The organism is Paenibacillus sp. FSL R5-0341, assembly GCF_037975235.1.
Classification (GTDB): Bacteria; Bacillota; Bacilli; order Paenibacillales; family Paenibacillaceae; genus Paenibacillus; species Paenibacillus amylolyticus_A.
In genome coordinates this window covers 5,754,182-5,776,394 of sequence record NZ_CP150241.1, presented here as the reverse complement: position 1 = coordinate 5,776,394, position 22,213 = coordinate 5,754,182, and the positions used below count along the sequence as shown (strand labels likewise).

14 protein-coding genes are annotated in these 22,213 nt (G+C 48.3%); 12 read left to right on the top strand and 2 right to left on the bottom strand.

Annotation, left to right across the window (positions count from 1 at the left end):
• The first annotated feature begins 5 nt into the window (after positions 1-5).
• Positions 6-1,202: an ABC transporter permease gene (locus MKX75_RS26090; protein WP_339167394.1), complete on the top strand. Its 1,197-nt coding sequence runs from the start codon at positions 6-8 to the stop codon at positions 1,200-1,202.
• Positions 1,195-2,373: an ABC transporter permease gene (locus MKX75_RS26085; RefSeq protein ID WP_339167393.1), complete on the top strand. Its 1,179-nt coding sequence runs from the start codon at positions 1,195-1,197 to the stop codon at positions 2,371-2,373. The genes MKX75_RS26090 and MKX75_RS26085 overlap by 8 nt, the downstream gene beginning before the upstream one ends.
• A 150-nt stretch (positions 2,374-2,523) precedes the next feature.
• Here MKX75_RS26085 and MKX75_RS26080 read toward each other — a convergent pair whose 3' ends face one another.
• Positions 2,524-3,348, bottom strand: a complete 825-nt coding sequence (locus MKX75_RS26080; protein WP_076334024.1) for a flagellar motor protein MotB — start codon at positions 3,346-3,348, stop codon at positions 2,524-2,526.
• Entirely contained in the window at positions 3,332-4,129 is a 798-nt protein-coding gene (locus tag MKX75_RS26075; RefSeq protein WP_339167390.1) for a flagellar motor protein, read from the bottom strand. Before MKX75_RS26075 ends, MKX75_RS26080 begins: the two co-directional genes overlap by 17 nt.
• A gap of 169 nt (positions 4,130-4,298) precedes the next feature.
• Here MKX75_RS26075 and uvrB point away from each other — a divergent pair, with 169 nt between their 5' ends.
• The 10 genes from uvrB to rfbC all read left to right on the top strand — a co-directional run bounded on the left by uvrB (position 4,299) and on the right by rfbC (position 22,169).
• On the top strand, positions 4,299-6,290 hold the full coding sequence (uvrB, locus tag MKX75_RS26070) for an excinuclease ABC subunit UvrB (RefSeq protein WP_062837043.1): 1,992 nt from the start codon (positions 4,299-4,301) through the stop codon (positions 6,288-6,290).
• Positions 6,291-6,694: 404 nt separating this feature from the next.
• Positions 6,695-6,892 carry a hypothetical protein gene (locus MKX75_RS26065; protein WP_139331989.1) on the top strand — a complete coding sequence of 66 codons (198 nt, stop codon included), beginning with the start codon at positions 6,695-6,697 and terminating at the stop codon, positions 6,890-6,892.
• 203 nt (positions 6,893-7,095) lie between these two features.
• A complete protein-coding gene (uvrA, locus tag MKX75_RS26060; protein ID WP_062837044.1) occupies positions 7,096-9,954 on the top strand; it encodes an excinuclease ABC subunit UvrA in 2,859 nt (952 codons plus the stop codon).
• A gap of 338 nt (positions 9,955-10,292) precedes the next feature.
• On the top strand, positions 10,293-10,505 hold the full coding sequence (locus MKX75_RS26055) for a hypothetical protein (protein ID WP_062837045.1): 213 nt from the start codon (positions 10,293-10,295) through the stop codon (positions 10,503-10,505).
• 277 nt (positions 10,506-10,782) lie between these two features.
• Positions 10,783-11,949 carry a trypsin-like peptidase domain-containing protein gene (locus MKX75_RS26050; RefSeq protein ID WP_339167388.1) on the top strand — a complete coding sequence of 389 codons (1,167 nt, stop codon included), beginning with the start codon at positions 10,783-10,785 and terminating at the stop codon, positions 11,947-11,949.
• A gap of 46 nt (positions 11,950-11,995) precedes the next feature.
• Positions 11,996-13,891, top strand: coding sequence for a stalk domain-containing protein (locus MKX75_RS26045; RefSeq protein ID WP_339167387.1), 1,896 nt, complete (start codon positions 11,996-11,998; stop codon positions 13,889-13,891).
• Positions 13,892-14,217: 326 nt separating this feature from the next.
• A complete protein-coding gene (locus MKX75_RS26040) occupies positions 14,218-16,731 on the top strand; it encodes a U32 family peptidase (RefSeq protein ID WP_017692029.1) in 2,514 nt (837 codons plus the stop codon).
• A 110-nt stretch (positions 16,732-16,841) separates the two neighbouring features.
• Positions 16,842-20,486 carry a DEAD/DEAH box helicase gene (locus tag MKX75_RS26035; protein ID WP_339167386.1) on the top strand — a complete coding sequence of 1,215 codons (3,645 nt, stop codon included), beginning with the start codon at positions 16,842-16,844 and terminating at the stop codon, positions 20,484-20,486.
• Positions 20,487-20,561: 75 nt separating this feature from the next.
• On the top strand, positions 20,562-21,440 hold the full coding sequence (gene galU, locus MKX75_RS26030) for a UTP--glucose-1-phosphate uridylyltransferase GalU (RefSeq protein ID WP_339167384.1): 879 nt from the start codon (positions 20,562-20,564) through the stop codon (positions 21,438-21,440).
• 180 nt (positions 21,441-21,620) lie between these two features.
• Complete coding sequence (rfbC, locus tag MKX75_RS26025) at positions 21,621-22,169, top strand: dTDP-4-dehydrorhamnose 3,5-epimerase (RefSeq protein ID WP_339167382.1); 549 nt, start codon at positions 21,621-21,623, stop codon at positions 22,167-22,169.
• The last annotated feature ends 44 nt before the right edge of the window (positions 22,170-22,213 follow it).

The following is a 22,213-nucleotide window of genomic DNA, read 5'->3' as shown; positions in this document are numbered from 1 at the left end:
GAGAGATGAATATATGGCATATTTGCATTTTTGAATTGAGACGTATTCTTAAGATTCGATCTGTAGTGTTGAACCTGTTCATTCTGCCATTATTATTGATTTTCATATTGGGCACGGCCCTTTCCAGTACGATGGGTACGGCGGATGATGTTATTCCGGATACTGTACGTGTGGGAATCATCCATTTGAGTACTGAATCAGGCGTAGGATTAGGTACGCTTAATCAAGCGCTGGATACATTTGTGAATTCCCCAGCGGTAGCTGAGATGGTTAAGGTACAGAACTTTACGACAGAAGAAGAGGCTGTCCATTCGCTGCGTACCGGCAAGCTGGACTTTGCCGTAATGATCCCTTCGGATTTTGAGCAGAACATGATGATGGGGAAAGAGGCCCGGTTACAGTGGATTCGAGGAAAGGACAACACACTTAATACGTTGGGTGAAACTTTGTTCACACGTTTTACGGATGAATTGAACCGACAGATGGCGATGACCAAAGTGCTCGGTCCGGAAGTGATTGCTGCCATGGCAGCTTTTTCGGAGTCTGGTGATGTGAACCCCACCTCCATTGCTGTCATTAATCCCGGTAAGACAGGTACGGCGTATAGTGCCTCCCAATACTATGCAGCATCCATGCTGGCAATGTTCATGTTGTACTCAGGCATGACAACCAGCACCAGCCTTTTTGGAGAGCGTGATAACAAAACGTTAATCCGCCTTCAGGCTGCGCCTATAGGTAATGGAGTTATTTTCGCTGGCAAAATTGCAGGAAATAGTCTGCTCGCTTTCTTACAAGCAACGACGATTATCCTTATGACATATTGGCTCTACGGTGTGGATTGGGGAACACATCCTTGGTATATCGTGCTGACTTGTGTGTTCATCACATTGGCATCCATGACTCTTGGCGTGATCGTGGCATTGGTATGCAAAAGCACAGCTTCGGCTAGTGCATCCATACAAGGTATCATCGTTATCATGACATTCATCAGCGGTGGATTCATGCCCATTCCGATTGATTTCGTACAACGGATTAGCGGATTTACGGTTAACCACTGGGCGCTCCAGAGTTTTCTGAGAATGATGCTGGATGCACCTGTAGGAGAGATTATGTACAGCATTCTAATGTTAGGCGTGGTATGCGCTGTATTACTGGCTATCTCTGGATTGATCTATAGAAAGGCAGGATACCGATATGAATAGTCTACACATCGCCTGGTTGATGATCAGACGTACACTTGGTCGTAAAATGGGCTTCATTACGTTTCTGCTTCTGCCTTGCCTGGTGGTTACAGGAGCAGTTGCCCTTTTTGGGAGTGAGCAGAGTACACGGACGGTCATTCCCTATGTCAACGAGGATACAGGGGTAGCAGGGACATGGATGATTAACGAGCTTGCTGGCAAAGAAGAGTATCTGCTTAAGCCAATGAACAATGAAGCAGAAGTGAAGGAAGCTATTGCTCAGCAAAAAGGAAGTTCTGGCATCATCATTCCGGCACGTTATACGGAGGAACTGCTTCAGGGTAAGGCCACCGAAATTAAACTGGTGGAAATGCGTATAAGTGAAGATTCCTATACACTACGAGCAGCAGTTGAAGGTTTGACGAACGGATTGCAACAATCTGCTTCAGCTGTTACGTTGGCTGCGGGTCGTGTCTCAAGTGAGAATGACATAGTGGAGAAGATACAAAAGCCGGTTGAACAGCTATTGCAGGAAACAGGAAAGCATCAGGTTGCTGGTGAAGTCACGAATCTGCAGATCTATCCCAAGCCAGGCCTGAGCAATGTGACTGGATTTACAATCATGTTTATGATGGGCCTGCTGACCAGCGCAGTTGCTGTGATTATGGAAGATCGCAGGAAACGCACGATGGCCAGAGTATATACGGCGCCCGTTCGTGCATATGAGATTGCGCTTGGCAATTTTCTGGGCAGCTTTGTCATTGGTATGATTCAGATTGTTCTGGTTTTGGGAGTCAGCAGGTGGTTGCTGCATTATGATGCGGGTATCCCTTTTGGAATTCATTTCATGATCTTGGCGGCATTCATGCTGGTCTCCATGGGGATTGCGAGCACTGTTGCAGGATTAATCCGTAATCCCAAAAATGCCAACATGTTGAATTCACTTGTCATTATGCCAACCTGCATGATAGGCGGTTGTTTCTGGCCGATCTCGTTGATGCCTGACTATATGCAGAAGCTCGCCAACTTTGTTCCACAGAAGTGGACGATTCAGGCAGTCGAAACGATCTCCGCCGGCGGTACGTTATCGGATATTACAATGCCACTATTAATATTGTTCGGCATGGCTGCCATTTTGTTGACGGTTGGTTCTGCGATTCTGCGCCCCAGTCAGCCAGGTGTGGATGCATAACTTCATAACTTGAATATGAGATTTGGGATCTGACTTCACACGATATAGGTTACAAAAAAAAGCACGTTCTGCCTGAATATAATTCAGCCAGAGCGTGCTCTTTATGTTTAGAATGAAGAATGTAATGATGCATTATGGAAATGTTGAAGATTAAGGTTGGAGCTGACGCAAGACAGTAATTTCCACTCGACGGTTCTTTTGTCTGCCAGCCGCTGTAGTGTTGTCACCCGTTGGGCGAGTATCCGCATAACCGGCGTATTGGAAGCCGTCAGGGTTGAGCTTCTCTGTATCCAGAAAGAATCGCAATACAGATAGTGCGCGTTCTCCCGAAAGCTGCCAGTTATCGGTATAGGCGGAGTTTGCCCCCACAGGAACATTATCGGTGTGACCCTCAATGCTGACAACGGTGTTCAGATCACGGAACAGGCTGGCAAGCTTACTGAGCGTTGGTGCTGCCCCATCCTTTAGAGCGGCCTGTCCCTGGTCAAAAAGGAAACGGTCACTTAGGGTAATGGAGAGGCCCTGTGGCTTGTCCGCAACAAAAATTTGATTTTCCAGTTTATTATCCTCGATATATTGGGTAATCACATTGAACAGATTTTGCAGTTCCTGTTCCTGTGATCTGAATTGCTCTTCACGCTCTGTGAGAGGCTTGTCGTCATCTTCTGGCGTAGCAGTCCCGGAATCGGAAGGCGTTCCTTCACCCTGAACCTCGGATGGTGGGGTCTCTGTAATCGTCTGTCCGGGTTTCTCACCGAGTCCTTCACCAAGCTCAAGTACAGAGTCGGACGCGTTGAATGTATTTTGTAAGGATTGAGTAACGACATCATATTTACCGGAATCCAGATTGCTCATGGCGTACATGATGACAAAAAATATTAAAAGCAGGGTGATGAGATCGGCATAAGTAATCATCCAGCGATCCCGATGATCGACAGTTTCACGTTTTCCGCGCCGTTTACTGCGCCGACTCATCCAATCCCTCCTTTGCTAGGGGACGTACGTGCTGACGATGCGTGAGGGTGAAGGACTCCAGTCTTTTGCGTACAAGCTGGGGATTCTCACCGTTCTGAATGGCAAGTACACCTTCGAGAAGCATTTCCATGGTCTGCACTTCGTCTGCACCTCTGGATTTGATCTTGGAGGCAATGGGCAAAAAGATAAGATTGGCACTGGCGACCCCATACAGGGTTGCGGTAAAGGCAACAGCAATGGCAGGTCCGAGTCCTGTGGGATCGGTCAAACTGCCAAGGACCTGAATAAGTCCCATCACAGTTCCGATGATGCCCATGGTTGGGGCATAACCACCAGCGGATTCAAATATTTTGGCATATCCCTCATGTTTTAGTTCAATGGAGTCAATTTCCATCTCCAGGATCTGGCGAACCACATCCTGATCCGTACCATCGACAACCATCTGAATACCATCTTGCAAAAATGGATGCGGATGATCCATAACCTTGCGTTCCAATGCAAGTACACCTGAGCGGCGCGCGATTGAAGACATCTCGACCAGCTCTTCAACCCACAAGCCTGATTCATTATTGTTGCGTCCAAAAGCCATACGCAAGGCAGCTGGAATTGTACGAAGGCGATGCGCTGGGAAACTGGCAACCACAGCAGCAATCGTTCCACCGAATACAATTAAAGCAGCCGTTTTTTGCAGGAGACCGGACAATTGACCGCCTTCCCACAAAAAACCGCTAATGACTGCGGCAATTCCGGCAATAATACCGATAAGTGTCGCAATATCCATAAATTAACCCACTCCTATCTTCATTTCACGTTTGCATCACTAAAACGAACGAGGTATAATTAAACGGGAACAAATATTCCTATTACTATAAGTTTTCCCATATGAAAATTCGGGGAACTTCGACAATATATAGTGACTATTATTTTAGACGATAGGGTGAGATACGGCAATGAGCGATATTATAATGAGCGACAAAACGTTCGAGATCGAGTCAGAGTTTTCTCCCCAAGGTGATCAGCCTGCAGCCATTAAAGAACTGGTGAAGGGTGTTCAGGAGGGGAAAAGGTATCAGACACTGCTGGGTGCAACGGGTACCGGTAAGACATTTACGATTGCCCAGACCATTGCCCAGCTGCAACGTCCGACGCTTATTATTGCGCACAATAAGACGTTGGCAGCGCAGCTTGCAAGTGAGTTCAAAGATTTTTTCCCTAATAACATGGTTGAGTATTTCGTCAGTTATTACGATTACTTTCAGCCAGAAGCATATATCCCTTCCTCCGATACGTATATCGAGAAGGATTCAAGTATTAATGAAGAGATCGACAAACTGCGGCATGCAGCGACAAGTTCATTGTTTGAGCGCAGGGATGTCATCATTGTAGCGAGTGTGTCCTGTATTTATGGTCTGGGTTCACCTCACTCATATTCCAGCATGTTGCTGTCACTCCGGGTAGGTATGGAGAAACCGCGCAATCAGATTTTGTCCCGACTGGTAGAGATTCAGTATCAACGGAACGATATTAACTTTGTGAGGGGAACATTCCGTGTCCGTGGGGATGTAGTTGAGATTTTCCCTGCCTCTAAGGGCGAACATGCGATTCGGGTTGAATTGTTCGGTGATGAGATTGAGAAGATTACGGAGATTGACGTGTTAACCGGAGAACTGATTGGTGAACGTGAACATATTGCCATCTTCCCGGCGTCTCACTTTGTAACGCAAGAAGAGACGATGAAGGTTGCATTGGTGAACATTGAGCGTGAACTGGAAGAGCGTCTTGAAGTGTTGCGTGAACAGGGGAAATTGCTGGAGGCTCAGCGACTGGAGCAGCGTACACGGTACGATATCGAGATGATGAAGGAAGTCGGATTCTGTTCAGGGATTGAGAACTATTCGGGTCCGCTGACTTTCCGAGAACGTGGCGATACGCCATATACACTGATGGATTACTTCCCGGATGACATGTTGATCGTGGTCGATGAGTCCCATGTGACGCTGCCACAGATCCGTGCGATGTACAATGGTGACCAAGCGCGGAAGACGGTGCTGGTTGATCATGGTTTCCGTCTGCCGTCAGCGCTGGATAATCGTCCACTCAAATTCGACGAGTTCGAAGGCAAGATGGATCAGATTATCTATGTATCTGCCACACCAGGTCCTTATGAGATTGAGCATACGGATACGATGGTGCAACAGATTATTCGTCCAACCGGACTACTTGATCCAATTATCGAACTGCGTCCAACGAAGGGACAGATTGATGACTTGATCGGTGAGATTAACGATCGGATTGCCAAAGACGAACGTGTGTTGATTACAACATTAACGAAGAAAATGTCCGAGGACCTGACGGATTATCTCAAGGAGATTGGAATCAAGGTACGCTACCTGCACTCCGAGATCAAAACGTTGGAACGGATGGCGATTTTACGTGATCTAAGGCTGGGCGTTTTCCATGTTCTAATCGGGATTAACTTGCTCCGGGAAGGTCTGGATCTGCCGGAAGTATCCCTGGTAGCGATATTGGATGCCGACAAAGAAGGATTCCTGCGTTCCGAACGCTCACTGATCCAAACGATTGGTCGTGCCGCGCGGAACAGCGAGGGGCGCGTTATTCTGTACGGTGACAAAGTGACCGATTCGATGGACAAGGCGATTAAGGAAACCGAACGTCGTCGTGCGATTCAGATCGAGTACAACGAGAAACATGGCATTACACCACAGACGATTCGCAAAAAAGTGCGTGATGTGATTGAAGCAACCAAAGTTGCTGAATCCAAAAAAGATTATCTCACAGGTGCTGCCGAGAAGATGTCGAAGAAAGATCGCCAGGCGCTTATCCAGCGTCTGGAGGTAGAGATGAAAGATGCAGCCAAAAACCTGCAGTTTGAGCGTGCTGCCGAGCTTCGCGATGCGTTGCTGGAACTTCGCGCTGAATAAGATATTGCTCATTCATATGCTCCATAAATGAGAGAACTGTAACAAGAGAACGGCCAATTGGCCGTTCTCTTGTTGAGTAAGGAAATCATCTATATCTACCGATAATAAGAGATGTTGAAATCTTGAAATCAGGTCTATACTGATAGAAAAGTTGAAATTGGTTAAAAGGTTTATAGGAAAGCATTTGGGAGTCGTGTCCCCCCTGAGAGTCGAGAGCGCCTCGGTGTTGAACTTTGGAGCCGAGCCGAAGGCAATGGCGACCTGTCGCGACCAAGGAGAAGCCGAGAGCGTCCTGGTGTTGAACTTTGGAGCCGAGCCGAAGGCAATGGCGACCTGGCACGATCAAGGCGAAGCCGAGAGCGCCCCGGTGTTGACCTTGGAGCCGAGCCGAAGGCAATGGCGACTTGTCGCGACCAAGGAGAAGCCGAGAGCGTTCCGGTGTTGACCTTGGAGCCGAGCCGAAGGCAATGGCGACCTGTCGCGACCAAGGCGAAGCTGAGAGCGTTCCGGTGTTGACCTTGGAGCCGAGCCGAAGGCAATGGCGACCTGTCGCGACCAAGGCGAAGCCGAGAGCGTCACCTCGCAGCAGAGCGGCCGTATAAGGTTCCGGCAATGAGCCGGAACCTTATACGGAGCCGCGGGCACACGACCACCCTTCACATAGCAAGACCCGACCCCTCACCGTTGCACCGCTTGTTTCGGGTGTCCAGAGGGCTGCGCCCTCTGGGGCCCTCCCTTGGAAGGGAGGGTTTGGGAGGGATCGAAAGGTAAGGTTTGGATTAACACACTGAGAGGATGAATACTATTGGCGAGCGATAACATTGTCATTAAAGGCGCACGAGCGCATAACCTGAAGAATATCGATATTACCATCCCGCGTGATCGCTTTGTTGTATTGACCGGCCTGAGTGGATCAGGCAAGTCCTCGCTGGCTTTTGACACGATCTATGCTGAAGGACAGCGACGTTATGTAGAATCATTGTCAGCCTATGCACGGCAGTTTCTGGGACAGATGGAGAAACCGGACGTTGATTCCATCGAAGGATTGTCCCCTGCCATTTCAATAGATCAGAAAACAACAAGCCGTAACCCACGTTCCACAGTAGGAACCGTGACCGAAATTTATGATTATCTGCGTCTGTTATTTGCACGTGTAGGTCATCCACATTGTCCAGACCATGGTGTGGAGATCAGTTCCCAGACCGTAGAACAAATGGTTGACCGCATTATGCAATATCCAGAGCGTACCCGGTTGCAGATTTTGGCACCCATTATCTCGGGCCGTAAGGGCGAGCATAAAAGTGTATTTGCCGATGTGTCCAAGCAGGGCTTCGTCCGTGTACGGGTGAACGGGGAACTGCGTGACCTTTCAGAAGATATTCAATTGGAGAAAAACAAGAAGCATACAATTGAAGTCGTTGTTGACCGGATCGTCGTTAAGGATGATGTACAGGCGCGTCTGGCCGACTCTATTGAAACAGCACTTAATTTGTCCGGTGGACAACTACTTGTGGACATTATGGGTGAAGAAGAGCTGCGCTTCAGTTCCAACTTTGCCTGCCCGGTGTGCGGATTCAGTATTGAAGAGCTTGCACCACGGATGTTCTCATTTAACAGTCCTTTCGGGGCTTGCCCGGATTGTGATGGATTGGGTGTCAAAATGATCGTTGACCCTGACCTGCTCGTACCGGATCGCAGCAAGACGATTGAAGACGGTGCTTTCGATGCTTGGACTGGTGGAACATCGACCTATTATCCGCAGTTCCTCAAGTCAGTATGTGAGCACTTCAACATCCCGCAAAATGTACCTGTCGAAGATCTGCCAGCTGAGCAGATGAACAAGTTGTTGCAGGGTACAGGTACGGAGAAAATCCGTTTCCGCTATGAGAATGATTTTGGACAACGGAAGGAAGCACTGGTTACCTTTGAAGGTATCGTGAATAACTTAGAGCGTCGTTACCGTGATACGGCATCTGAAGGTATCCGCGAATTCATTGAAGGTTACATGAGTGCGAAGCCTTGTGGTACGTGTAAAGGTCAGCGTCTGAAACGGGAAAGTCTCGCGGTTACGATTAATGATCACAACATGGCGTATGTGACTAGTTTGTCCATTGGTGAAGCTGGCCGATTCTTTGATACATTGGAATTGACGGAGAAAGAGCAGACGATTGCCAAACTGATTTTGAAAGAGATCAACAGCCGTCTGGGCTTTCTGGTGAACGTAGGTCTGGATTACCTTACACTGAGTCGTGCTGCCGGAACATTGTCCGGTGGAGAAGCGCAGCGGATTAGACTTGCTACACAGATTGGTTCCAGCCTGATGGGTGTACTCTACATTCTCGATGAGCCAAGTATTGGTTTGCATCAACGGGATAATGACCGTCTGATTTCAACGCTTGCGCATATGCGGGATATTGGTAACACGTTGATTGTGGTTGAACATGATGAGGATACGATGATGGCTGCCGACTATATCATTGATATTGGCCCTGGTGCAGGTATCCACGGTGGTACCATCATGTCACAGGGTACACCGGAAGAGATCATGAATGATGAGAACTCCTTAACCGGTCAATATCTGAGTGGGCGCAAATTCATTCCTATTCGTACAGAACGTAGAAGTGTAGGAGACCGTTGGTTGGAAGTGCGCGGAGCCAAAGAAAATAACCTGAAGAATCTGAATGTGAAAATTCCAGTGGGTGTGTTTACTGCGGTAACAGGTGTGTCCGGTTCAGGTAAATCTACATTGATCAATGAGATCCTGTACAAAACGCTGGCACGTGATCTGAACCGTGCTCGTGTACGTCCGGGTCAGCATAAAGAGATTCGTGGTCTGGAACATATCGATAAAGTTATCGATATTGACCAATCGCCAATCGGGCGGACACCTCGTTCCAACCCGGCTACGTACACAGGTGTCTTTGATGATATCCGTGATCTGTTTGCTCAGACGAACGAAGCCAAAGTACGTGGATATAAGAAAGGCCGGTTCAGCTTCAATATTAAAGGTGGACGTTGTGAAGCCTGCCGTGGAGACGGCATTATCAAGATCGAGATGCACTTCTTGCCGGACGTCTATGTCCCTTGTGAAGTCTGCAAAGGCAAACGATACAACCGGGAAACGCTTGAAGTGAAATATAAAAACAGAAACATTTCCGATGTGCTGGAAATGACGGTTGAAGATGCAACCCAATTCTTCGAGAACATCCCGAAGATCCATCGCAAAATGCAGACACTGATGGACGTGGGTCTGGGTTATATTAATCTGGGACAGCCTGCAACTACATTGTCTGGTGGTGAAGCCCAGCGGGTGAAACTTGCTTCCGAGCTGTATCGCCGCAGTACAGGGAAAACCATCTACATCCTCGATGAGCCGACAACCGGTTTGCATGTCGATGATATCGACCGTTTGCTTAACGTATTGCACCGTCTGGTTGATTCTGGGGAATCGGTACTAGTGATCGAGCATAACCTGGATGTGATCAAAACGGCAGACTATGTTGTCGATCTGGGTCCAGAAGGCGGTAGCGGTGGAGGAACCATTGTTGCAACTGGAACACCTGAGGATATCATTAAAGTGGAAGCTTCCTATACGGGCAAGTACTTGAAGCCAGTTCTGGAGCGGGATACCGAGCGGAGTAAGGCGCTGCAATTGGTGGACTAACTCCTTGTAGTCAGAGATTATTGAACAATTAACGATAGTGAATAGGCCCTTCTTTTCGAGAAGTGTGAGACATTGGATTAGGATCTGATGTGTTCTGCTTCCGACAAGAAGGGTTTTATTTTGTGGGATATGTAGAGCCTTCCTCAGACTTATAATGTTTTCGTGAAAGTGTTTACATATGTATAGAGACAAGCATTGCAGGAATATTCGGCCAAATTGGATTTTTTTCATTTTTATGGATGATAGGGCTTGCATTACAAGCAGGGTACAGATAACATAGAGGAAGATATTAGGGTATGCGTTAGCTGTTCAACTATGGTGAGGAGGTCTGTCTATCCATGCTGTTTGCAGAAGCTGCCACGGCGAGTACATCGAATTTTAATGCATTTGATATTTTTGTCATCTTATTTACGATCCTGATTTTCATTGGAGTCGTTCGCCTGCTTCGGGCACCAAAGAAGAATCTGTTTGCGATCGGGTTTGCAATAGTCAGCCTATTGGTATTTCTGATGACAGACTATGCGATGATAACCGGTTGGTTTGCTCAGTAGGAATGCTACTGAAGTGGATGGAATTTAAGACAATAGAGTTACAGACGGACACTTTCCAGATAGACATGGAGGGTGTTTTTTTCATTTATATTGAAGGATTGAAAAGGATTCTATCTTCTCTACTAAAATCGGGACTTAAAACAATTGTATATCCAGATTCTGTATGATACATTGAAGGATACCGGAATTGCAGATGAGAGAAATAGAGAATAGATTCAGCGATGAATCCGATGTCGAGTCGCGCAAGAAGGATGTATAGAGAGGGTCAGGTGAGAATATGAGCGTGTTGGGTAAAAAGGGGATAGCCATACTGATGGCTGCTGTACTCTCAATTAGTGTGGCGGCAACGGCTGGTGCGGCTGAATCCAAAAAGGCAATGCAAGCCAAAGTGGTAGACGGTCAAGTCTATGTAAACACGAAGGATCTAGTCAAGGCATTTGGTGGAAGCGGACAATATGATGCCAAATCCGGAACATACACGTACAAGGGAAATGAAGCCATTCCTAAAGTGATTGAAAAAGTTTCTCCTTCGGTCGTAGGCATTATTGGGAAATCTACTGAAGTGCAGGACGGTGCAACATCAGACGACCGTTATAATCTTGCACATGGTACAGGGGTCATTATTCGTTCCAACGGATGGATCGTGACGAATGCTCACGTGGTTGATGGATTAGTGAATCCGGTGGTCGTAACGACGGATGGCAATACATACAAAATTACGAAAACATACAGTGATGCACTAAGTGATCTGGCGCTAATCAAAATCAATGCCAAATCACTTAAACCGGCGAGCTTCGCCAAAGCTTCACAAACCTCTGTTGGAGAAACGGTGATTGCCCTAGGTACGCCAATTTCCTTTTCTTTGCGCAACTCGGCAACGGTAGGGGTAATTAGCGGCTTGAATCGTGGTGTTGAGGCGACCTATCGGTTGATTCAGACTGACACGGCCATCAACCCAGGAAATAGCGGAGGACCGCTGGTCAACCTGAAGGGTGAAGTGGTCGGTATCAATTCCATGAAATTCTCTGCGGTCGGCGTAGAAAGCTTGGGATTTTCGATTCCAGTGGATACCGTTCAATATATCATCGATCAGTTTTTTAAATATGGCAAAATAAAACGTGCGAGTCTGGGGCTACAGCTGGAAGAAAGCTGGTCTGCGATTGTGGGCTTGCCTACAGATGATCCATTAACGATTACGGGCGTACTGTCTTCTGAAGCGAAGAAGGCCAAAATCAAAGAGGGCGATGTCATCTATAGTGTGGCAGGTACACGTGTGTCCTCTGTCGTGGATATCAATGAGTTGCTCAAAAAATATCTGCCAGGGCAAAAGGTAAAGCTCTTGATGCAAACGGATGGCGATATCGTCACCCGTACGTTAGTGCTTGCTGATCGTGCGGACATCCAGGACGAGGAAGATGAAGCGTTCCTTGCAGATGAAGAATAATATAGCCCGGCAATCAACCCGGATGGAGAGAGGACGAAAGAACGGAATGAAAAAGTCATGGATACGTGTGCTGAGCACAGGTGTATTAACCGGGATGCTGACCATTGGTGCGGCACTGCCTGTATGGGCATCTGATCTGACGACGAGTGAACTACGGGTCAAAGCAGGTAGCACGAGCGCCTACATTAACGGCGATAAGCAGGCCATAGCCAAACCATACAAGGTCAAGGGTGTAACGATGGTGCCTGTGGGTGTATTCAAGAAAGCATTTGGCAGTGAAATCCGATTGGAGAAAAATGATGTCGTCAAAATCAAGGAAGGTCCGCACACGGTCACTCTAACGATTGGCAGTACGATTGCTTGGGTGGATGGTGTGAAACATGAGATGGGTGCCGCTCCCAAGATGGTGAATCACGTACTCATGGTCCCACTTCGTGCGGTTGCTGCGGGTATCGGAGCGACGCTTGCTCCAAACAGTTCGGGAGAAATGGTGATTCGTCTGTTGCAAACCGATGATTCGGTGGACGATGAGGACGGCACCCATCTGGACGAAGGCAAAACCAGAATCGGTAACAGCTTTTACGGGTGGTCCATTAATTATCCGGCAGATCTCATGGTCTTCCAGACTGGTGAGCAGGAGCGCATGATGACTTTCGGCGCTGCGGACAACAGTTATTATCTTGAAGTGTATGTCAGTGACCAGGATGTGGCGCTGGATTCGGATGATTTGTTGCAGCAACTCGTTCAGGAGGCCAAGCAATCGGGAGATACGGTGCTAGATCGTGAAGCGGTGTCGAAAGGCAAGACGCCTTATGCACGGATTATTGTGAAAGATGTAGACGGCATGTTGTGGGAGATGCGCCAGTATCTGAGTGAAGGCCGTCAATATGATGTGTACCTCGCGGATTACGAAGCCCTGAATTATAAAGATCTGGGCAAACGTGCGGCGCTGCTCAATTCATTCCAGCCAACCTATGCAGAGTCGGATCGAACGATCAAGGATCTGTCCACCGTAGATAATGGCATGCGCTCCGCGTGGAACGATGACTATGGTATTGAATTGAAGATTCCTGCCGGCTGGTCGATCGACAACAATCAGATGATCTACGAGGCCAAGGATGGAGCGTATCTGCAATGGCGTGTTACTTCGGCGAAGGCAGGTACAACAGTAAAAGATTGGAGCGGCCAACTGGATAAGTGGATGCGCGAGACATTTACACCAGAGAGTTACGAGCCGATTGGCTCATATACGATGGATATCTCGGGAGAGACTGCCGAGGTGAATGAATTCCGTTATAACTTTGGCGGGGGTTGGCAGACCGAGTTCGATGTTCTTTTGCAGAAGAATGGGTATCGATATTATGCAGAGTATACGTTCCCTGAGGAGCAGGTTGCGGATAGGGCATGGTTTGAACGGATTATGAAGAGCGTGGAGATTGATTTTGACACGGTTGCCGATAATTTCGGTCAGCTGGATGAAGATCCTTATTTGACAGATAAAACGAAGACACTTACACGTACGTCCAAACGTTATCATTACAGTGTGGATATTCCGCGGTACTGGACGCCATACAGTGATCGATTCGAATATTCACCTGTGGTGTACACCTTCACGGGCGGAGAATTCTCCATTGCGGCGAGCGAAGATAAGTCGATCGAAATGACGGTAAGTCAACTGAGAGAAGCTTATGCCGAAGCCACCAAAACCCGTAAGAACTTCAAGTTGCTTGGCAGTGAGGAGCTGACGTTTGCGGGTGTGCCTGCATTTTCCTTTACGTATCATGAGTTGGACAAGGGAGTGCCATATGCGGGTCGCCAGATCGTGTTTGAAAAGGACGGAACAACCTATACGATCACAAGTGGTCTGAATGATGCCAATAAGACAGAAGTCCAGGCAGCCGCTTTGGAAAAAGCAGTGAACTCATTTACTTTTATTAAATAACTATAGTGGAGCCGGAGGGTCAAAGGACCTTTCGGTTTTTTTGTCGTGCTGGAAATGAAAATGGTAAACGGTTTTTTCAGGAAAGCGTAGAAGAGTCGGTGCAGAAGTGGTACACTATACTAGTTCAGGAGTTATGACTGCTGATCTGATGAATATGGATGACTGTAAGCTTGGAGTTCAGGCAATACAGACATAATGTATAGATATAGCAATACAGTGACAATGCAGGTGTACCGCATTAGGTACAGGTTTAGGCTTGGTGACTTCAGGCATTTAAGGATATAGGGATGAAATCCGGCGGATAGCTGGTTATGGGGAGGATCTACATGAAAACAGCAACAATACGAAGAGAAGACGTTGAACTTCTGGCACCCGCTGGTGACTGGGATTGTATGCGTTCGGCGGTAGCCAATGGCGCAGATGCAATTTTCTTCGGAGTCGAAAAGTTTAATGCACGGGCACGGGCGAACAATTTCCGTATGGACGAGCTGCCGGAGATTATGGCGTTTTTGCACAGTTATGGCGTAAAAGGTTTTTTGACCTTTAATATATTGATTTTTGAAAATGAATTGACGGATGCCAAAGAGCTGATTGATGCATGTGTCGATGCAGGTGTGGACGCTGTAATTGTTCAGGACTTGGGTCTGGTGAAGATGATCCGCGAGATTTCTCCGGATTTCCCGATTCATGGTTCAACACAGATGACGATTACGTCACCAGAAGCGGTTGAGTTTACGAAGCCGTTTGATATGGAACGTGTCGTTCTGGGACGAGAGAACAACCTGAAGCAGATCCAGAAGATCGGTGAGCAGGCGAAGCTTCCAATGGAAGTATTTGTTCATGGTGCGCTGTGTGTATCCTACTCTGGGCAGTGTCTGACTTCTGAAATGTGGGGAGGACGTTCTGCCAACCGTGGGGAGTGCGCACAAGCTTGTCGTCTTCCATACGACCTGATGGTGGATGGAGTGCACAAGCCGATGGGTGATGTAGCCTATCTGTTGTCTCCGAAGGACCTGGCAGCGATTGATCTGATGCCGGAACTGATCGAAGCAGGAGTAACTTCTTTCAAAATTGAAGGACGTCTCAAAACGCCTGAATACGTAGCAAACGTAGTAAGCAAATATCGTAAAGCGATTGACCGTTATTTTGATGGAGATAACACACCGCCAAGCAAGGAAGAAGTTCGCGAATTGCAGCAGAGCTTCTCCCGTGGATTTACGCATGGTTTCCTGAGCGGTACAAACAACAAAGAACTGGTGGATGGAACATTCCCGAAAAGCCGTGGTGTCTATCTTGGTCGTGTAGATCAAGTATTGCGCGATGGTGTGGTTCTTAAGCTGGATGCACCCGTGAAACGTGGAGACGGGATTGTATTCGACGCTGGAGACCCGACTCAGAAGGAAGAGGGCGGACGTGTATACGATGTGCGTCGCAAAGGCGTAAAACTCGAAGGCGAAGCCGAAGAGGGCTGGATCGTTGACGTTGTGCCAGGCCGCAGTGACGTGGATCTGCGTCGCGTGAAAGTTGGCGACAAAGTGTGGAAAACGAATGACCCGGCGCTAGATAAACGTCTGCGTCAAAGCTTCGAGACTGAGAAGCCGTACCGCGTATTCCCAGTGAAAGTAAAAGTTATCGGCAGCCCAGGGCAGCCGCTTAGCACGTGGTGGACAGACGTACAGAAGGGCACGACCGTCCGTATTGATTCCGAGATGGAACTGGACATTGCACAGAAGCGTCCAATGACGCATGAATTGCTCGAGGAGCAGTTCGGACGTCTGGGAGGCACGGTGTTCCAGTTGGAAGGAATGGACGTCAACTTGCACGGTGACGTTATCATCCCAATGCGCGAGTTGAATAACATTCGCCGTCAGGCGGTAGAACAACTCGCGGGCGAGCGTCCTAAACCGCCCGTCTACGTGAAACGAGCGGTAGATGTGTACGGCGATTCGGTTAAACCGGCATCGCCAGTCGCTCGCGGTCAAGCGGAGTTAACCGCGCTCTGTCGTAGCCTGCCACAAGTGGAGGCAGCGATTGAAGCAGGAATCGGCATGATCTATGCCGACTTCGAGTTTATCAAGCAGTTCCCGGCAGCCGTGGAAGCTGTGCATGCCGCTGGTCGCAAGATCGCGCTGGCAACACCGCGTATTCACATGCCTGGGGAGAACGGATATCATAACAACATCCTGCGTCTGAAGCCGGATGCGGTATTGGTACGTAATACAGGCGCACTGTACTTCTACCTGCGCCACCGGATGGAAAACCCGGATGCGAAGCACCCGGAACTTATCGGTGACTTCTCATTGAACATCGCCAATCACAAAGCAGTAGAATTGTTCCTAGAAGCAGGATGTGACTGGATTACCCCATCCTATGACCTGAACATTCAACAAATGGTTGATTTGCTGGGCCACTCCCGTACAAGTCAGACCGAAGTGGTTATCCATCAGCATCTGCCGATGTTCCACACCGAACACTGTGTATATTGTACGTTCATGAGTGAAGGAACGGACTTTACGAACTGTGGACGTCCTTGTGAGGAACAGCGTGCATCCCTGCAAGACCGGATCGGCATGTCTCACCCGGTACGTGTGGATGAAGGTTGCCGCAATACGGTATACAATGCCGTGGAACAGTCAGGTGCCGAGTATCTGACTAACTTTATGGATCTGGGTGTATCCCGTTACCGTGTGGAATTCCTGGAAGAGACACCGGAGCAGGTGCGCGAAGTAATTGATCTGTACAACCGTGCATTGCGCGGTGAGATCAGTGGTACACAAGTGTGGAAAACACTAAAAGCAACGAACCAACTGGGCGTTACACGTGGTCAATTGGTGAAATAAACGGATTGTGTGTTACATCAACATTTACAAGCAAGCATGAAGCAACCCCAAACTCTGCTTTAAGGAGCTCTTGGGGTTTTTTCACATCATGACACAGGAGGCGAAGAAGCGTGGCGCCATTCACAATCATGGATATCAAATTGCTGTGCGGGGTCACGGCATTCAAGCGTGGAGAAGATTATAACCAATCTGGCAGGGTGACCAATCTGGTGGTCAGTGAAGATCAGCTCCATTACGAGGCACAGGTACGTGGATCGGAGCGTTATCAGGTGACGGTGGATGTAGATGGATCGGGTGAGATTGTGGCAGGCTGCAGCTGTCCGGGTGATGGCAGGCATTATGACTATTGCAAACATGTGGCCGCTGTCCTGTTGGCTATTCACGAATGGGGTGAGCAGCAGGAGCGTAATGCCACGATTGCTTCGGGGAAGACCTCTCCGCCTTCTACAGGGCAAGGACCTGGTTCCAGCTCAGGTTCCAAGTCCAGGGTAGGGACGCTGGTCGAAGAGAGCATGTGGGAGCGCCCTCAGTCTTTTTCACAACGAGAACAACTGAATAATGCTCCAGAGCCTCCTCCGGTTCACTTTGCCCAGGCAGGTCGTCCAAGCTCAGCTTCGGGTTGGGGCCGATCAGCAGATAAACCTTCTTACCGTACGGCGGATCAGATTCTGTCTATGTTTGCCAAGGATCGGAGAACCCTGCACGGAAATGACCGTAAATACACCGCTCCTGTCAGCCGATCCTCCTTGCGGGAAGAGTTGCAGATTCAGTTTATACTCAAGCTGATACAAGTTCACAAGGGTGGCGGGAAACTCGCTCTTGAATTGAAAGTGGGTAACAAACGACTGTATGTCGTGCAGAAAGTGAAGCAATTCCTGAACTGTATTGAGAAGGGCGAGCCGATGTCATTTACCAAGTTGTTCCACTATGATCCACTGATGCATGTTTTCACTCCGCAGGATCAGGCGATTCTCTCGATGCTTATTCGAATGAGACAGAGTGAGGAGGCCTATCGCCAATCCATCTCCGGTTATCTTGGAGCTTCGGACGGACGGGATATACTGATTGCTCCGCTCGTATGGAAGCCATTGCTGGAATTGCTGCTACAGGCCGACAGTCGGATGGAGGGTACAGGATTTGCCAATGGACCACTCACACTGGGTGAGGGGGTACTTCCTTTATTTTACCGGATCGCCCAGGGAGCGAATGAAGGATATCAGCTTGAAATTTCCGGACTGCGTGAGCTGATTCTTCTTCCTGCCTATGATGCTGCCGTAGTGGAAGGACAGTTGCATATGTTAGAACCGATGCAGATGCAAAGTCTGGAGGACTTGAGTGGGGCGCTCACGTCGTATGGAATCAAGGAAAGCATCGATATTTCGACTCAGCAGGTGGATGAATTCGTACAGCATGTCGTGCCAGAACTGCGTACGCTTGGGCATTTGTCCATTGATTCGCGGGTGCGTGAACAGATCGCGGAACCAGAACTTTCACCAAAGCTGTACATCGACTTCTATCGTGAACGGATCACAGCGCGTCTGGAATTCGACTATGAGGTCATGGTTATTAATCCGCTGGCAGAGTACTTGATAGAAGAAGAAGAGAAAAAGGTTATTTTGGTGCGTGACCGATACAAAGAGCGAAATCTGATTGAACGGCTTGATCGATCCTTTCTCGAAAGGGATGGTAGTGTCTGGGCGAGCGAACGTGAAGATGCCATCTATGATGTCATGTATCATCTCTTGCCTGAGCTTGAAAAACAGGTAGACATCTATATGCCTAACGCCGTGAAGGCCATGGTGCAATCCTATCCCACACCGCTGAAAGTCCGGGCAGACTTAGGAAAAGGATTGGACTGGCTGGAGATTTCATTCGAGATGGAAGGTGTCGACGAGCAGGAGCTTCAGGAACTCATGCGTCGCATTGTGGAAAAGAAACCATATTTCCGTCTCAAGAGCGGTGTCTTTCTCTCGCTTGAAAATGAAGGTGCAGACAGCTTCGCTCATATGGCCGATTCACTCGGACTTGGAGCAGGTGACATTAAGAGCAGCCATATCCGGCTGCCAGCTGTTCGGGCGTTACAATTGCCGGGCAGGGATGAAGTTTCCGGAAATGTGAAGTGGGGAGGCTCCCTGAAACGTTTCCTCGATGATCTGCGAGATCCCGAGCGGCTGGATTTTGCGTTACCGGAAGCTCTCACTCCTATCCTACGTGATTATCAGAACAGTGGATACCAGTGGCTGCGTACCCTCGCTTATTATCGTTTTGGCGGCATTCTCGCGGATGATATGGGACTTGGAAAAACATTGCAAAGCATCGCCTATATTACAGCGGTGCTTCAGGAGAAGCCTGAGTACAATATGGACCATACGGGCGGTGATAAATACCGGGAGAGCGGATCATTACGGGGTGGTGAAACGTTGGCGACTTCCGACATCGATCCCGAAACTGGAATCCCATTGGATAAGTTGGCTTCAGAGAATACAGAGGGCTTATGGTCCACGGTGCAGCAGGGTGGATTGACAATTCGAACGAGGGTCATTCATCCTCCGGTACTTGTCGTGGCGCCTGCTTCGTTGACCTACAACTGGGCTAATGAGTTTACGCGGTTCGCTCCGCATCTGAAAGTGCTGATCGCAGCAGGCCAGAAAGAAGAGCGAGCTAGTATGCTGTCAGGTATGGATGAGGCAGATGTGATTGTTACGTCGTATCCTTTGTTACGCCGGGATCTAGACACGTACCTGGGCCGAACATTCCATACGCTCATTCTGGATGAAGCTCAGGCGATTAAAAATGCTTCTTCCCAGACCGCGCAGGCAGTGAAACAAATTCAGGCCCCGCGCCGTTTTGCACTCACAGGTACGCCTGTGGAGAACTCGTTGGATGAATTATGGTCCATTTTTGAAGCTGTGTTCCCTGGGTTGTTTCCAAGTTACAGAAGATTCCGCGATCTTCCTCCAGAACGGATTTCACGGATGGTGCGTCCGTTTATTCTGCGCCGCCTGAAGAAGGATGTGCTGGAAGAATTGCCGGATCGCATTGAAACGGTACAGCGTTCAGAGCTTACGGTTGAACAGAAGAAACTGTACGCCGCGTACCTCTCTGAGCTTCAGGATGAAGCATCGAAGGATATGGAGGATAATGGTTTCCAGAAGAATCGTATCAAAATTCTGGCAGGCATCACACGTTTGCGTCAGTTGTGTTGTCATCCGGCCCTCTTTGTCGAAGGGTACCAAGGCGATTCCGGGAAAATGGAACAGTTGCTCGAAACGGTCGAGGATTGTTTGGCGGCAGGCAAACGTATTCTTATCTTCTCCCAATTCGCGAGCATGTTGAACCTGATTCGTCAGACACTCGCAGCACAGGGGAGAAACCTGTTCTACCTCGATGGTCAGACACCTGCACAGAGCCGCGTCGAGATGTGCCGCAGATTTAATGAGGGCGAAGCTGAATTGTTCCTGATTTCACTGAAGGCTGGGGGAACAGGGCTAAACTTAACGGGTGCAGATACCGTTATATTATATGATCTATGGTGGAATCCTGCGGTGGAAGAACAAGCCATTGGCCGTGCCCATCGTATGGGACAGAAACAAGTGGTGCAAGTTATCCGTCTGGTTACCGAGGGTACGATCGAGGAAAAGATTTTGGAACTCCAGCAGCGGAAGAAGGACTTAATTGCCGAAGTGATTGAACCGGGAGACGGGGGATCGACGACCTTATCCGAACAGGATATCCGCGAATTGTTGATGGTATAATGAAGTCCAAGCATCCTAGAACTCAGAATCATTAAATATATTAAAATATGTATCTAGCAAAAGGAGTGGGTTCGTATGCGTATTCGCAAGGCGATTATTCCAGCCGCAGGGTTGGGTACCCGGTTTCTGCCTGCCACTAAGGCGATGCCGAAAGAAATGTTGCCCATCGTGGACAAGCCGACGATCCAGTACATTATTGAAGAAGCCGTAGCTTCTGGCATTGAAGATATCATTATTGTGACGGGTAAAGGGAAACGGGCCATTGAAGATCACTTCGACTATTCTTTTGAGCTGGAGCAGAATTTGGCGGGCAAACAGAAATGGGACCTACTCAACGAAGTACGCAAACCTTCCGAGATGGCAGACATTCATTATATCCGTCAAAAGGAACCGAAGGGACTTGGTCACGCCATCTGGTGCGCCCGCAAGTTTATTGGCAACGAACCTTTTGCCGTCCTGTTAGGGGACGACATTGTGGAAGCGGACCATCCCTGCCTGAAGCAGATGATCGAGGTTTATGATGAACTGCAGTCTCCAATCGTTGGTGTACAGCCTGTCGATTGGAATGAGGTATCCCGCTACGGGATTGTAGACGGAGAGTTGCTAACTCGTACCGATGAACGTGTCTTTCGCGCCCGCCGCTTAATTGAGAAACCGAAGACCGAAGATTCCCCCTCTAACCTGGCTATTATGGGACGTTATATTCTTACACCGGATATCTTTGAGATACTAGGTCAACAATCTGCTGGCGTTGGCGGAGAAATCCAACTCACAGATGCTTTGTCCCGATTGAATGAACAGCGACAGATTCTGGCATATCACTTTGATGGGCTCCGTCATGATGTTGGTGAGAAGTTAGGTTTTATTGAAACGTCCATACATTATGCGTTGCAACGCCCGGATCTGCGGAAAGATCTCTTAAAGTATTTGGAGCAGGTCGTAAAGAATCAATAATAGTTTTCCTTTTTCTCTTGAAGCCCAGCCGAAGCATGATATCGCGGCTGGGCTTTGGTTTATCTTATGGAAGATTAAATATAAGGGTTATACAGGCCAATGAACAAACACTTACCCGACACCTTACATATACATAGTCAATATGAAGAAATGATGTCAACAGCAAAACGGAGGGATGTCATGAAGGTAATTCCGCTGTTTATGGATGGCGCAGCCATTTTAGAACCCAAGGTTTATGGTGATCATCGTGGATATTTTATGGAGAGTTATAATGAACAGGTTCTGCATGAGAATGGGATACAACACGTCTTTATTCAGGACAATCAATCCTTGTCAGCTGAAGCTGGTGTTCTGCGTGGACTTCATTACCAACTTCATCCCAAGGCGCAGACTAAACTGGTGAGGGTTATATCTGGGGCTATATATGATGTAATTGTGGATGTGCGGAAATCTTCCCCAACCTTTGGACAATGGAAAAGTGTCATTCTAAGTGAGTACAACCAGCGGCAACTGCTTGTTCCTCAGGGGTTTGCTCATGGATTCTGCACCTTGGTACCTCATTCTCAGGTAACTTATAAAGTAGACGCCTATTATTCGCCTGAACATGATCGTGGAATTTTATGGGATGATCCTGCGCTCGGCATTGATTGGCCTGTGACGAAACCTATATTATCGGAGAAGGACCAAAAGCATCCTTTACTGAAAGATGCCGAACTGAACTTCGACTAAATAAACAGACTTCTCAGATACTTCTGTATCTGGGGGCAGAGGGA